The sequence below is a fragment of the Deinococcus sp. AB2017081 genome (genome assembly GCF_034440735.1).
GTDB classification, from domain to species: Bacteria; Deinococcota; Deinococci; order Deinococcales; family Deinococcaceae; genus Deinococcus; species Deinococcus rufus.
Window position 1 is genome coordinate 373,696 of sequence record NZ_CP140098.1, and the last position, 13,651, is coordinate 387,346.

At 69.2% G+C, this 13,651-nt stretch carries 16 protein-coding genes; 11 read left to right on the forward strand and 5 right to left on the reverse strand.

The window, feature by feature from the left end; translation table 11 throughout:
- Positions 1-87 precede the first annotated feature (87 nt).
- From U2P90_RS01800 to U2P90_RS01815, 4 genes are all read left to right on the forward strand, one after another.
- The gene (locus U2P90_RS01800; RefSeq protein ID WP_322473538.1) at positions 88-1,095 is read left to right on the forward strand and encodes an ABC transporter permease; all 1,008 of its coding nucleotides are present in this window, start codon (positions 88-90) and stop codon (positions 1,093-1,095) included.
- Positions 1,092-1,967: a nickel transporter permease gene (gene nikC, locus U2P90_RS01805; RefSeq protein ID WP_322473539.1), complete on the forward strand. Its 876-nt coding sequence runs from the start codon at positions 1,092-1,094 to the stop codon at positions 1,965-1,967. Before U2P90_RS01800 ends, nikC begins: the two co-directional genes overlap by 4 nt.
- Positions 1,968-2,024: 57 nt before the next feature.
- On the forward strand, positions 2,025-2,945 hold the full coding sequence (locus tag U2P90_RS01810; RefSeq protein WP_322473540.1) for a helix-turn-helix transcriptional regulator: 921 nt from the start codon (positions 2,025-2,027) through the stop codon (positions 2,943-2,945).
- Between the two features lie 158 nt (positions 2,946-3,103).
- Positions 3,104-3,463: a VOC family protein gene (locus U2P90_RS01815; protein WP_322473541.1), complete on the forward strand. Its 360-nt coding sequence runs from the start codon at positions 3,104-3,106 to the stop codon at positions 3,461-3,463.
- A 30-nt stretch (positions 3,464-3,493) separates the two neighbouring features.
- Here U2P90_RS01815 and U2P90_RS01820 read toward each other — a convergent pair whose 3' ends face one another.
- Both U2P90_RS01820 and U2P90_RS01825 read right to left on the reverse strand, forming a co-directional pair.
- Complete coding sequence (locus U2P90_RS01820) at positions 3,494-5,548, reverse strand: DUF4132 domain-containing protein (RefSeq protein ID WP_322473542.1); 2,055 nt, start codon at positions 5,546-5,548, stop codon at positions 3,494-3,496.
- 901 nt (positions 5,549-6,449) lie between these two features.
- Positions 6,450-6,854: a hypothetical protein gene (locus tag U2P90_RS01825; protein WP_322473543.1), complete on the reverse strand. Its 405-nt coding sequence runs from the start codon at positions 6,852-6,854 to the stop codon at positions 6,450-6,452.
- Positions 6,855-6,968: 114 nt separating this feature from the next.
- Between U2P90_RS01825 and U2P90_RS01830 the strand changes: the two genes are divergently transcribed.
- From U2P90_RS01830 to U2P90_RS01845, 4 genes are read left to right on the forward strand one after another with little or no spacing between them, the layout of a single operon-like run.
- On the forward strand, positions 6,969-7,322 hold the full coding sequence (locus U2P90_RS01830; protein WP_322473544.1) for a VOC family protein: 354 nt from the start codon (positions 6,969-6,971) through the stop codon (positions 7,320-7,322).
- On the forward strand, positions 7,319-8,227 hold the full coding sequence (locus U2P90_RS01835; RefSeq protein ID WP_322473545.1) for a DNA-3-methyladenine glycosylase family protein: 909 nt from the start codon (positions 7,319-7,321) through the stop codon (positions 8,225-8,227). The genes U2P90_RS01830 and U2P90_RS01835 overlap by 4 nt, the downstream gene beginning before the upstream one ends.
- Complete coding sequence (locus U2P90_RS01840; protein WP_322473546.1) at positions 8,224-8,616, forward strand: VOC family protein; 393 nt, start codon at positions 8,224-8,226, stop codon at positions 8,614-8,616. Before U2P90_RS01835 ends, U2P90_RS01840 begins: the two co-directional genes overlap by 4 nt.
- A 60-nt stretch (positions 8,617-8,676) precedes the next feature.
- Positions 8,677-9,549 (forward strand): metalloenzyme domain protein, encoded by an 873-nt coding sequence (locus tag U2P90_RS01845; RefSeq protein WP_322473547.1) that lies wholly within the window; start codon positions 8,677-8,679, stop codon positions 9,547-9,549.
- Positions 9,550-9,730: 181 nt separating this feature from the next.
- On the opposite strand, the gene U2P90_RS01850 is transcribed toward U2P90_RS01845, so the two are convergent.
- The 3 genes from U2P90_RS01850 to U2P90_RS01860 are packed head-to-tail and all read right to left on the reverse strand — an operon-like array spanning position 9,731 to position 11,118.
- Positions 9,731-10,357, reverse strand: coding sequence for a phosphoribosylanthranilate isomerase (locus tag U2P90_RS01850; RefSeq protein WP_322473548.1), 627 nt, complete (start codon positions 10,355-10,357; stop codon positions 9,731-9,733).
- Positions 10,354-10,602, reverse strand: a complete 249-nt coding sequence (locus U2P90_RS01855; RefSeq protein ID WP_322473549.1) for a hypothetical protein — start codon at positions 10,600-10,602, stop codon at positions 10,354-10,356. The genes U2P90_RS01850 and U2P90_RS01855 overlap by 4 nt, the downstream gene beginning before the upstream one ends.
- Before the next feature lie 54 nt (positions 10,603-10,656).
- Positions 10,657-11,118 (reverse strand): winged helix-turn-helix transcriptional regulator, encoded by a 462-nt coding sequence (locus tag U2P90_RS01860; RefSeq protein WP_322473550.1) that lies wholly within the window; start codon positions 11,116-11,118, stop codon positions 10,657-10,659.
- Between the two features lie 107 nt (positions 11,119-11,225).
- Between U2P90_RS01860 and U2P90_RS01865 the strand changes: the two genes are divergently transcribed.
- From U2P90_RS01865 to U2P90_RS01875, 3 genes are read left to right on the forward strand one after another with little or no spacing between them, the layout of a single operon-like run.
- Positions 11,226-11,540: a putative quinol monooxygenase gene (locus U2P90_RS01865; protein WP_322473551.1), complete on the forward strand. Its 315-nt coding sequence runs from the start codon at positions 11,226-11,228 to the stop codon at positions 11,538-11,540.
- A 25-nt stretch (positions 11,541-11,565) separates the two neighbouring features.
- The gene (locus U2P90_RS01870) at positions 11,566-12,306 is read left to right on the forward strand and encodes an SDR family oxidoreductase (RefSeq protein ID WP_322473552.1); all 741 of its coding nucleotides are present in this window, start codon (positions 11,566-11,568) and stop codon (positions 12,304-12,306) included.
- 57 nt (positions 12,307-12,363) lie between these two features.
- Positions 12,364-13,650 carry a phosphotransferase gene (locus U2P90_RS01875; protein ID WP_322473553.1) on the forward strand — a complete coding sequence of 429 codons (1,287 nt, stop codon included), beginning with the start codon at positions 12,364-12,366 and terminating at the stop codon, positions 13,648-13,650.
- Position 13,651: the final 1 nt, after the last annotated feature.

Here is a 13,651-nt window from a genome sequence, read left to right on the forward strand (position 1 = left end):
TGCTCGTTGGCTCCCCCCCAGGGGAGTTGTCACCGCAGGTGACTGAGGGGTTCACCCGCAGCCTCAGCCGCCCCATAAGGAGCCCCTTTGCTCGTCTATATCGTGCGGCGCGTGGCGCTGATGGTGTTCGTGCTGTGGGGCGTGTCGCTCGCGGCCTTCGTGATCTCACACGCCCTGCCCGCCGATCCGGCAGCGGCGGCGCTGGGCAACAACGCGCGCGAGGAGCAGCTCCAGGAATTCCGGGTGAAGAACGGGCTGGACAGACCGCTGGTGGTGCAGTACGGGGTGTATATGGGGAACCTCGTGCGCGGCGACCTGGGAGCGTCGCTGCGGACCCAGAACTCGATCACGGCCGACCTGCGGCAGTTCTTCCCGGCCACCTTCGAACTGACGCTGGGCGCGGTGGTGTTCGCGGTGCTGATCGGGGTGCCGCTGGGCATCGTGGCGGCGCTGACGCAGGGCCGGTGGCCGGATCTGCTGGCCCGCACCTTCGCGCTGCTGGGCGGGGCGACCCCGGTGTACTGGCTGGCGATCCTGGCCCTGAACGTGTTCCACGAGAAGCTGGGATGGCTGCCGGGGCCAGGGCGGCTGGACGCCTACAGCCTGCCGCCGCCCGTGAAGACCGGGCTGGTGACCATCGATTCCCTGCTGGTCGGTGACCGCGAGGTCTTCGTGGACGCGCTGCGGCACCTGCTGCTGCCGGGGCTGGTGCTGGGCATGTTCTCGGCGGCGCTGCTGACCCGCATGACCCGCTCGGCGCTGCTGGAGGTGCTCGGGCAGGACTACATCCGCACGGCACGGGCCAAGGGGCTGACCCGTGCCCGGGTGATCGCGCGGCACGCCATGCGCAACGCCTCGCTGCCGATCCTGACGGTGCTGGGCACGCTGTTCGGGTCGCTGCTCACGGGGGCGGTGCTGACCGAGACGATCTTCTCGTGGCCGGGCATCGGCGGCTACGCGACCACGTCGGCCATCAGCCTGGACTTCCCGGCGGTCATGGGGGTCACGCTGATCGCGGGGCTGGCGTACTCGGTCGTGAACCTGCTGGTCGATCTGCTGTACGCCTTGTTCGACCCCAGGATCAGCTTCTCGTGACGGCCACCCCCCTTCCAACAGAGTCCACCCTGCCAGCCGCCACTGGCAACGCGAACTGGCGGCGCTTCCGGCGCAATCCGGGCGCGATGGTCGGGCTGGTGCTGCTGGCCCTGCTGGTCACCGCGGCGCTGCTCGGGCCGGCGCTGACGGGCGACCCGGCGGCGCAGAACCTCGGGGCGCGGCTCCAGGCGCCGTCTGGAGCACATCCGCTGGGCACTGATCAGCTGGGGCGGGACGTGCTGGCCCGCGTGCTGAACGGGGCGCGGATCTCGCTGGGTCTGGGCGTCAGCGTCATGCTGGCGTCGCTGCTGGTCGGATCGGCGGTGGGCCTCGTGGCGGGCCTGCGCGGCGGCTGGTGGGACGAGGGCCTGATGCGCGTGACCGACATCTTCCTGGCCTTTCCCAGCCTGATCCTCGCCATGGCGATCTCGGCCGCGCTGGGGCCGAGCCTGACGAACGTGATGATCGCGGTGGCGCTGGTGTCGTGGCCCACCTACGCGCGGCTCATCCGTGCCCAGGTGCTCGCCCTGCGCGAGCGGGAATTCGTCGAGGCCGCCCGTGCGCTTGGCTCGACCCAGGGCCGCATCGCCGTGCGGCACCTGCTGCCCAACGCGCTGGCCCCGCTGCTCGTGCAGGGCAGTTTCGACGTGGGCAGCGCCATCCTGACCGCCGCCGGGCTGGGGTTCATCGGCTTCGGGGCGCAGCCCCCCACGCCCGAATGGGGCGCGATGGTCAGCGAGACGCGCAACTACATCGGCCCCGCCCCGTGGGCGTCGAGTGCGCCCGCCGTGGCGATCCTGCTGACCGTGCTGGCCTTCAACCTGCTCGGGGATGGCCTGCGGGACGTGTTCGACCCGAGGGCGGCGCGGTAGGGAGGTCGGGACGCGACCCAGTTCGACGTTCAGACCCACCCGGCCATACTGTCTTTCATGAACCGCACGGATCGCCTGCTGGCCGTGGTGCTGGAACTCCAGGGCCGCGAGTGGACGACCGCTGCCGCCCTGGCCCGGCAGTTCGGCATCAGCGAGCGCACCGTGTACCGGGACGTGCTGGCCCTGAACGAGGCCGGCGTGCCGGTGCTCAGCGTGCCGGGACGCGGCTACTCGCTGATGCCGGGATATTTCCTGCCGCCGCTGCACCTGAGCGTGCCCGAGGCGGTGATGCTCTCGCTGGGGGCAGAGGCCGTGAGTGCCGCCTTCGACGCCGAATACCGCGCGGCGGCGCAGTCGGCGCAGAAGAAACTGACGGCGGCCCTGCCGGACGGTCGGCGCGGAGAGGTCGAGGATCTGCGTGGCCGCCTGCGCGTGGTACCGCCCGACGAGGGCGCAGACGCCGAACTCCTGCGCGTGCTGCGCGGCGCGGTGCTGGGCGGGCGTGTGGTGGGCTTCACGTACCACAAACCCGGCGGCGATCCCGGAGGGAGGCAGGTCTTCCCGCTGTCTCTGGTCTACCTGCACGGCGCGTGGCTGCTGGGGGCCTACGATCCCGCGCGCAGCGACCGGCGCACCTTCCGCCTGAGCCGCATCGAGCACCTGACGGTCGAGGCCACGACCTTCGACCGCGACCCTGCGTGGCGCACCGGCCCGGAACCTGACCGGGAGGGGCGGAACGTGACCGTGCGCCTGCAGTTTCCCGCCGGATCGGAGCGGGCCCTGCGCGAGCGGCCGAGTTTCTTTCAGCACGCCGTGACGCCCGCGCGAGGCGGGCTGGAGGTCACCCTGCGCGTGCGGGACGGGCGGGACGTGCTGGCGTGGGTGCTGTCCTGGGGCGCGGACGTGCGCGTGCTGGAGCCGGACGGTCTGAGGGAACTGGTGCAGGCCGAGGCGCGGGGTATGCTCGCAGGCTCCTGACAGCAGGGTTCAGGGGGAGTGACGGACACGGCAGCGGTTGGACGTGGAAGCGAGGGGCATCAGTTCAGCCCCGGGGTGGAACTGAACACCGCTGTGACACCGCTCCTGACATAGGGCTGTCACTGGCCCCCGGCAGCATGACGTCAGGAGGCACCACCATGCACACGAATCTCGATTTCATCGCCCTGCACACCACCGACCTCACCGCCGCCCGCCAGTACTACACCGGGGTTCTGGGCTTCGAGACCACCTCTGGCCCGCCCACTGCGGCGGTCTTCACTCAGGCTGGTGGAGCGACGCTGGCTGTCCGTGAGCCCCTGCCGCACGAACCGCAGGATCACCTCGGCGCAGGCGTCAGCGTGTGGTTCGGGGTGCCGGACGCCGATGCGTACCATGCCCGGATCGCGGCAGCGGGCGCACAGGTCATCCAGCCCCCGCAGGACGGCCCCTTCGGGCGGATGTTCAGCGTCCGCACGCCGGACGGTCACACCCTGACGTTCCACCAGACGCCGGCGTGACGTCGGCCCTATCCGTCCCAGGGGGACTATTCAGCGCCCCAGCTGCTGGAGGATCACCGGGTCGGTAATCGCCGTGTCGTCGGCCAGCAGGAACGCCTTGGACAGCACCAGCGACAGCACCCGGTCACCGTCGAACTCCACGTCGAGGCCGCTGCCCTTCCCACCGGGGATGATGCACAGGTACTGGTCGTTGGGCTCCATCAGGATGTTGGCCGAGCCCAGGTGAATCCGGTACGCGCGGCGGTTGCCCTGCACGCGCAGGAAGCGGCCGTCCAGGGTCAGGCGGTCTCTGATCTTCAGGCGCGGGATCAGGCGTTCCAGGTACGCGGCGCGGGTCTTGGCCGTCTCAGTGAGTTCGCCAAACGAGTAGGACTGCCAGTATTCACGGAAACGTCCGCCGGGGCCGCCGTCCTGCCACGTGGGATCATTGCCCACCGAGGCCACGCCCACGAACAGATCGACGTCGCGCAGCACCTCCGACAGCGCCAGGGGCGGAATCTGAGAGAGCGGCAGCGGGGCCACGGGCTGCTGCGTCTGGTTCACCCACATGGTGTACCCGCCGCCCCCGGCGTGCGCGTGGTTCTCGGGAGCGCCCTGCGGGTAGAAACGCACCTGATCGGTACTCAGGCGCAGGTAACTGCCGGACTCGGTGCTGTCCTCGCCATAGTTCTCGCCCACGCCCTCGATCCAGTATTCCGCCCGCAGGCCGTACGCGAGTAGGTCGCGCATGGCGGGCGGGTACGAATCGTCTACCATCAGCCGCAGCCGGTTGCGCCAGCCGCGCAGCGCCGCCAGCGCGTGGAACTGGTGCTGGCGCAGGATGTGCCCCGCGAAGCGGTTGGAATACGTATTCGTGCGCCGCTCGGCGTCGGTCAGCACGTAGACCTCGCGCCACGCCTGCTTGAACGGCTGGCGGATGTCCAGCGTTTCCAGCCGGCGACGCCACGCCAGCACCTCCTCCACCGCCCGCCCGAGAGGATGCCACAGCCGGATTACAGCGGTCGGCAGGATGGGAACGCTCTCTCCCTGTACGTTCCGCATCTCACCATCCGCCCACAGCGCGGGCACGCCGTCCACCACCCAGATCAGCCGCCGCGCCACCGTGCCGGCCAGCGGGTGGTTCAGGTAGCGCTCCAGCCACGCCTCGCCGGCCCACATGCGCGGCTGGATCATCAGAGTGTCGAGCCGCTGCGACAGCGCCACCACGGACTTCTCGGCCTCCTTCTGCGCGGCCTTCAGGTCGGCCAGTTCCTCGGCGTAGTCCTTCTTCACAGCTGCCGGGACGCTTTTCATGGTCTTGCCGTCCCGGCTGAAGCCCAGGTGGGCACCGGCCGCGTCCATGGTCAGCCGCGCCTCCACGTCGCCCAGCATGTCCGTGCGCTCGCCCACTGCCGTCAGGCCCAGGGTGGGTACGCCCAGTTCCAGCAGCTCGTCCGGCGTGACGTTCAGGCGCTCCGCCACCACGTCCAGCCCCTTCTGTACTTCCTTCAAGGTCCCCTTGAAGGTCACGGTCGTCGCCAGCCGCGCCAGTGCCGACAGGGCCGCGCCGGACTCGGTGCGCGACAGGGCATACACCGCAGCGTTGGCGATCTTCGGCGCACGGGGGCCGACGCCCGGCACCTTCTTCAGCGCCGATTCCACCACGCCGGCCACCACCCGGATCAGTGCGTCGTCGGCCACCAGGGGCACCATCCACAGCAGGCCCTTGAGCGACAGCGCGTTGAATTCGTCGAGCATCAGGTTTGGATCGCCGCCGTACTGGACGGGATTCAGGCGAAAGGTACGCGGCCGGGGCAGCAGCGGCAGCGCGGCCGTCAGCACCTCGCGGAACGGCGCCGCGCCGACGGCGTTCAGGTGCTTCTCGGCGTCTTTCAGCCATTTCGCCGTGGGCTTCCCCGCAGACGCCGTGCGCGCGAAGGCCACCAGCGCGGGCCAGGGCTGCCGCTGCTCGGCGGGAAGAGTGTCCAGGCGGGTCAGGAAGGCGTCCGACCACGCCTCGCCGGGGTTGAGTTCGGGGGTGAGGGTGTTCGCAACGAGTGCCCACCACGGGTATTTCTCGGCGGTTGGCCCCCAGTAGGAGACCATTGCAGATCTTCTGGCAGCCGCGAGACCGAGCGGAGTCATTCGGTTCTGCCTGAATGCCTGCTCCACGAGAGGATGGAGATAGCTCTCGTTACCCGACCATTGGCCGTAATAAACCAGAGGACTGGCGAACGGTTCCATCTGTGTTCGGATCACAGCTGCCAATTCCTCGCCGTCCAATTGTTGGACAAGCGGTTTCAGCATCATTCTTACCACTCGATCCCACGCCCTTACAGCGCCTCGCATACCTGACGTCACCCCGTCTGTGCCCTGATGAGGTAGGTTTTGCAGGCTCAGAACACGCTGGAGTAGGTATCGATTCTGCCCCGCAGGAACAGGTGGCAACGGCAAAGGCTCTCTCTGTGGTTGATCATCATAAATATCCTGCCTGGCACGCTCTTGCAGGACAGCAAGCCAGAGGTCTGCCGCCTCCTGACCCTTCGCCGTGGTCAGCGCGACTTCAAGGTCGTTCAGCCTGTCGAGTAGGATCAACGCCTCAATCACCGACGCCCTGAGTGTGGGTGCAGATAGTGCCCCGACCTCGATTTCACGAAGTTTCCGTAGAATCAAGTCGTGCGCAGGCTGGGAAAGCTCTCGCAGTTCTCGTAACAAAGTTAATGGAGTTGGATTGACACGCATCCAGGCTGCTAGGCGAGCGGAAATCACCAAACCAGGCTCTAAGATGTCGGCTTTATCTTCAATCGCAAGCCAGATCAGATGTATCCATTGAGGGTGGCGGAGTTCCTCACTTTCGAGTAAGGCGTTCAGGCGAGTAATTTCAGCTTCTCGCGGGTAACTTACCTGTGTGCTCAGCTCCTTGAAGGCCTTGAAATATCGTTCCGGGACGACCTGCCCGTTGATCTCGTAGCCGCTGGGGCCGCTGGACATGAAGAGGGCCATCCCCCTACCCCCCCACCAACGGCACCAACTTGATAAACGTCACGTCCAGCGGGTGCCCCAGCCGCAGCGTCACGGGCTCGTCCAGCGCCTCGGCCTGCCGGTCGCCGATCAGGATGATGATGCCGCCACGGGTGAACGCCTCCACGGCGCGGGCCGACTGCTGCTCCCAGTCGATGCGGCGTGAGCGCGCCAGGCCGGGGCTGTTCAGCTCGCGTTCCATCCCCTCGGGCACGACCAGCCCCCGGAAGCATTCCTGATTCCCGGCGTTGTACGTGGAGACCTCGTCGTACACGCGGCGGCGGATCAGTTCGCGCACACTCACGGTCTCGGTCTCGAAGTCCAGCGTCAGGGCGGGGATGGGCTGGGGTCTCGCGGTGGTCTCGTCGAGGACATTCACGGTGTAGGACATGATTCGGGCCTCCTGATTCTGTTCACAGCGTAACATACATCCAGTCTGATGGTGCCCATCTCACCATGTTGCTCCTGACATAGGGCTGTCACTGGCCCCCGGCAGCATGGAGGCATGAAGACAGACCTGAGCTTCGTGACGCTGCACACCGCCGACTACGCCGCCGCCCTGGCCTTCTTCACAGATGTGCTCGGCTTCGAGGTCACCGAGGAACGCCCCGGCGCGAACGCCTTTGTACCGTCGGGCGGGGCCGGGCTGGCCCTGCGGACGAGTCCAGTACTACAGCCGCCGCTGGGTACGGGTGTGACCGTGTACTTCACGGTGCCCGACGTGCAGGCCTACCACGACCAGGTGGCGGGGCGCGGCGCGACCATCAGCGAGCCGCTGCACGACATGCCCTTCGGGCGGACATTCACGGCGCAGTCGCCCGACGGGCACCAGCTCGGCTTCTGGCAGGCGCCGGCATGAGCGTGGTCACGCTGACGTTGCCAGTCATGCCGCCCTTCGACTTCAGCCACACGCTGACTTTCCTGACCGGCTTTCCACCCACGCAGGGCGAGCAGGATACGGTCAGCGAGCTGCGGGGGGCCACGCGCCTGCACGGGCAGACCGTGGGCTTTGTGGTGCGTGCGGGCGGCGGGGGGCTGGACGTGAGCCTGCATCCGGAACGCCCCCTGGAGGCTGCCCAGGTGCAGGCACTGCGCGAGCGGATCGCCTTCTTCCTGGGGGCGGACGTGGATCTGAAGCCCTTCTATACGCTGGCTGGGCCGGACGACGCGATGGGGCCCGTCGTCCGGGCGCTGCACGGTTTCCACCAGCCGCGCTTCCTAACACCCTTCGAGGTCGCATGCTGGGCGGTGCTCACGCAGCGCCAGCCGCTGGCTCAGGCGCGGCGCATGAAGCGGACGCTTTCGGACGCGCACGGGGGCACGTGGGAGGATCACCCGGCCTTCCCGGAGCCGGGCGATCTGGCTGGGCTGAGCCCCGAAGACTTCCACGCCCTGATCCCGAACGAGCGCAAGGCCCGGAGCCTGCACGCGGTCACGCAGGCGTTCCAGGGGGTGCAGACTGCCGACCTGGCCGCCGCCCCGTACGACGGAGTGCGGGACTGGCTGCTGGGCCTCCCCGGCATCGGGGAGTGGAGTGCGCTCTTTGTCCTGCTGCGCGGGCTGGGGCGCGTGGAACGCCTGTACGGGAACACCGGAACCCCTCTGCTGCAAGAACTCCTGCGGGCGGCCCGGCCCATGTACGGTGACCTGAGCCCGCAGCAGCTGTGGGCCATTGCCGACAGGTACGGCGAGCAGCAGGGCCAGTGGGGCATCTACCTGCGCAGCCGTTCCGCCTTCACGCCAGACCGGGAGCGTGCCGCATGACCCTGAACTACGTGAGCATCCTCGTGTCCGACATGGCCCGGTCGCTGGCCTTCTACCGCACGCTGGGCCTGCCCATCCCGGAGGACGTGGACACGGCACAGGGCCACGTCGAGATCGAGGTCGGCGGGCTGCGGATCGCGTGGGAGACCGAGGCGCTGATGCGCGGGCTGAACCCCGGCTGGATTCGCCCGGACGCCGGGGGCCGGATCGGCATCGGGGTGCAGGCCACGTCGCCCGCCGGAGTGGACGACGCCATGACCCGCCTGCGGGCCGCCGGGTACGATGCCCCGGAGCCCTTCGACGCCCCATGGGGCCAGCGTTACGCGACGGTGACCGACCCGGACGGAACCGGCGTGGACGTCTTCGCATGGAGGGCTGACGCGGGCTGACGGCCAGACCCTGAGCCGGTCGACCCGGTCGACGCCGCCGCCAGCGGCTATCCTGCCCCCGTGAGCGGCATCGTGTGGCTGGCGCTGGACGGGGTGGGGCACCCGGCGGACGCGCTGCCCGGCAGTGTGTGGGAGCAGGAGCTGCCCACACTGCGCCCGCTGGTGGATGCCGGACATGCCCTGGACGCCACACTGGGTGTACCGGGCCTGCCGCAGTCCGGCACCGGGCAGAGTTGCTGGCTGACCGGTATGGACGCCGTCCGCCTGATGGGCGAGCACTACGGCCCGCACCCGGGGCCGACGCTGCAGCGGCTGCTCGCGGCCTCGTCGCTGCCGGTGCGGCTGGCCCAGGCCGGGGCACACGTGGCGCTGGCAAACCACTACGTGCCCGCGTATTTCGAGTCTCAGGCCACGTCGCCGCGCCGCAACCGCATGGGCTGTTTTCCGTACTCGTTCCGGGCGGCGGGACTGCCGCTGAATCCGCCGGGCGTGCCGGGGGTGGGGGCCACGCTGGGCCTCGCCTTCCGGGCGCCGTGGACGCCGGTGGAGCCGCTGGACGCGGTCATCCGGGTGGGCAGCAGCCTGGCCGCCGCTGCCCGGACGCACGACCTGGTCGCGGCCGACCTGTGGTTCAGCGACCTGCTGGGGCACGAGGGCACCGAGCCCGTGCCCGGAGACGCACTGATCGCTGGCCGGGCCTACCTGGCGCGGATCGACGCCCTGTTGACCGGTCTGCTGGACGCCGGCGCGCGGGTGGCGCTGAGCAGCGATCACGGCAATCTGGAAGACCTGTCGGTCAAGAGCCACACCCAGGCCCGCGTGCCGTTCACCGGAACGGGGGTCAACCTCGGCTCCCCGGCGGACGTGGTGGGGGGAGGCCGGGTCATCGCAGAGTGGTTCGGGCTGGACGGCGTGGAGACCGCTGAATTTTAATCCTGGGCACCATCTGGGCCGAAAGTTATCCACAGGCTTATCCACAATGGGTGTGGACAACCTGTGGATAACCCCAGTCCCGACCGCCGCCTCCGAGCGGCAAAAGCCTGTCTGGAACGAACAGGAGACGACCCCGCGACATGACCTTCAGCTGTTCCAGAGTTATCCACAGGCTGCCGTTTCACTGTGGATAACTCTCGCTTTCGGCTGTCCGGACGGTCTGCACAAAGGCGCGCACAGCGTCTGGATCCTTCCGGCCCGGCGACACTTCCAGGCGGCTCACGGCGTCCACGGCCGCAGGGCGCAGGGCCTGGATCGCCCGGGCGACGTTCGCGGGACCGAGGCCACCGGCCAGCCACGCACCGGGCGGGAAGTGGGGGCGCAGGGCCTCCCAGTCCAGCGGCACGCCGCCCCCCGGTTCAGGCGCGTCCAGCATCAGGGTGACGCCGGAAATGCCCGTCCACACGCCCGCTTCCGCCGCCAGATCGGCGGGGCGCACGACGCGCAGAACGGGATAATACGCGGCGACCTGCTGGACGTAAAGTCTTGACAGCGGGCCGTGAAGCTGCACGGCGCTCATGCGGGCGGCCTCGGCCGTGCGGAGCACCTCGTCCAGCCCCTGGTTCAGGAACACGCCCACCCGCGCCACGACGGGGCCGACGCTCAGGCTGGCCTCGCGGGCCACCTGCGCCGACACGAGCCGCTTGCTGACCGGCGCGAAGATGAAGCCCAGCGCGTCTGCACCGGCCTCGGCACTGAGCAGCGCGTCGTGGACGGACGTGGTGCCGCAGATCTTCACGCGGATCACGGGCGGCCGTCCCTGTGCGCCTCCAGCTCCGCCACGCGGGTCTCGAGCGCCCGCACCTGCCGCGTCAGGGCGAGCAGCAGCAGCGCGTAGTGGTCGTACAGCTTCGGGCGTTCCATGCGGTGCTCGTTCCCCATCCAGCCGTCCAGCAGCCGCTCGGCCTGGGCCAGCACCTCGTCGTCGGGCACGTCGCGCCACGAGCGGCCCTTCAGGATCTCCTGGGCGAAGTTCAGGTCACGGTCGCTCATAGGGAGTTCCGGTGATCTGGAGGCGAGACCGGATGGAGAGACTGGCCGGTCTGTTCACGGCCTGTCCTGGACTGACGGAAGCTGCGGATCATGCATCCATTCTGGCGTGCCGGCCTGTGCAGCGAAGGTCTGCCGGGCGGCCATCACCTCGGCGTGGTGGGCCTCGGCCCACTCCCACACCGCGCAGAAGGCCTCGCTCAGGCTCAGGCCCAGTGGGGTCAGGGTGTAGTCCACGCGGGGCGGGATCACCGGGTACACGGTGCGCGTGAGCAGCCCGTCGGATTCCATCTGCCGCAGGGTCTTGGTCAGCATCTTCTGGCTGATCCCGCCCACGTGCTCGCCGACCTGCGTGAAGCGCAGCGTGCCGTGTTCCTCCAGCACCTCCAGGATCAGGAGTGTCCACTTGTCGGCCACCCGGCCGATCATCTCGCGCACCAGCGCCTCGACATCCGGGGTGGCCTTGGGCCACGGGGTGCCGGCCGGGCGCGGCACGCCGTCCATGGCATGACTTTCCACAGGGAAAGTATAGAACTTCCGGGTGCCTACTTCCCAACAGAGAGTGTCGTATCTATGCTCGGTCTGCAGCCGGGCCGACCACCTGTCCGCTGCCACCAGGAGGTGCCATGTTCTACGAGTTCCGCCGGTACACCACACGGCCCGGCCAGCGCGACACCTGGGTGCAGGTCATGCAGGGCGAGATCCTGCCCTACCAGACCGCGCAGGGCATGACCTACGTCGCGTCCTTCACGGACGACACCGACCCCGACACCTACTGCTGGATCCGCCGCTTCGACAGCGAGGCACAGCGCCAGGAACTGTACGCCGCCGTGTACGACACCGACACCTGGCGCGCGCTGCTGGCGCGGCACGGCCATCTGCTGGCCGCTGAACCCCACGTCACCCGCCTCGTGCCCACCGCCCACTCTCCCCTGCTGTAAGCACGACAAGGAGCCCACCATGCACATGACCGGCAACACCATCCTGATCACCGGCGGGGCCTCGGGCATCGGCCTGGGACTGGCGCAGGCCTTCCACGAACGCGGCAATACCGTGCTGATCGCCGGACGCCGCCAGCGCACGCTGGACGAGGCCGTCGCGGCGCACCCGGGGCTGCACCCGTACGTGCTGGACGTGACCGATCCGGCGTCCATCGCGGCCCTGGCTGCGCGTGTCACTGCCGAGCACCCCGTCCTGAACGTCCTGATCAACAACGCCGGCATCATGCAGGCCGAGGACATCCTGACGGCGACCGACACGGCGGTGGCCGAGCATACCGTGACCACCAACCTGCTGGGGCCGATCCGGCTGACGCACGCCCTGCTGCCGCACCTGCTGGCACAGCCACGACCGGTGATCGTGAACGTGTCGTCCGGACTGGCCTCGGTGCCGCTGGCCGCCACGCCGACCTACAGCGCCACCAAGGCCGCGATCCACTCGTACACCGAGTCGCTGCGGCATCAGCTGCGGGACACGCCCGCGCAGGTGCTGGAACTCACGCCGCCGGCCGTCGGCACGGATCTGATGCCCGGCCACCGCGACAGCCCCCATAGCATGCCGCTGGACGCGTATATCGCCGAGGTCATGCAGATCATGGAGACGCAGCCGGAGGCCCCCGAGATCTGTGTGCAGAACGTGCGCTTCCTGCGCGACGCCGTGGCGACCGGCACCTACGACCGGGTGTTCCAGGGCATCAACAGCCGCTGAGCCACCCGGCCATCCTGCCGATGTGCGCGTGGTGCCCGCCGTGACACGCTGAGCGGCATGACCTCTGCGCCGACGCCCCGCCGCGAGACGACGCTGCACCTGCTGTTCACGCAGGGCGACCGGGCGGCTCTTCAGACGCTGAGCACCGATCAGATGACGTACTTCGGCGCAAACGTGCGCGAGGCGGCGCACGGAGCGGGCTGGCCCGGCGTCCTGCTGCGCCGGCTGCACTTCCAGTCCCACGGCGAGGTCGATGGCGTGCGCCGCGCCGACGTGGTGTGGCACCTGCATGCCGACGACGGCGCAGCGCTGGACTGGCGGCCGGACGGGGCGTGGAGTGACATGCAGCGGGCCTGGATCACGGCGGCCCGGACGCCACCGTCGAACGTGCCGTGGACGCATCCCGGCTGGCACGCGGCCGCGCTGGCGTGGCTGGACGAGGAACTGACCGCCCAGGGGCGGGAACGCAGCGGGGAGCCGGCCGTGCTCAAGCACTGGCAGATCAGTCTGCTGTGGCGGGTGCCCACGGCGGCGGGGCCGGTGTATTTCAAGGCCGTGCCGGCCTTTTTCGGGCGCGAGGTCGAAGTCACGCCGCTGCTGGCCCGCGAACTGGAGGGGGCCGCGCCGCCCGTGCTGGCCGCCGACCGGGAGCGGGGCTTCCTGCTGCTGGAGGATGCCGGGGACGAGGTGAGCCGCGCGCCTGACCTGAACGCCGTGATGACGCACGTGGCCGGGCTCCAGCGCTCAAGCATTCCGCATCTGCCCGGCTGGACGCTGCGCGACCGGGGGCCGGAGTACGTGCTGTCGTGGCTGGAGCACCTGCACTCCGACGACATGCTGCTGCCCGGCCAGGACGGCGGCCTGAGCGACGACGAGGCCGCCACGCTGCGCCGGGCACGGCCGCAGCTGGAGGCCGCCCTGCGCCGACTGGCGGCCAGTCCCATCCCGCGCACGCTGGGGCATGGTGACCTGCACGGCGGGAACCTGCTGACGCAGGACGGCCGCCTCACCCTGCTCGACTGGTCGGATGTGTGCTTGACCCACCCCTTTCTGGACGTGAACCCGGCGTACTTCTTCCCCTACGAACAGGTCAGCGGCGATTGGAGCCAGCATGGCGCGGTGCTGGACGCCGCCCGCGACACGTACCTGGAGGCCTGGACGGACTGCGCTCCCCCGGAGGATCTGCGCTCCCTGTTCGCGGACGCACTGATCTGCGGCGAGCTGTTCCGGGCGCTGGGCTACGTGGACGGCATCCAGGGGGCCGTTGAGGACAAGACCGAGTGGGCGGGTGCCCATCTGGATCACCTGCGGCGGGTGCTGACCCTGCTTTCCCGCTCACTCTGAC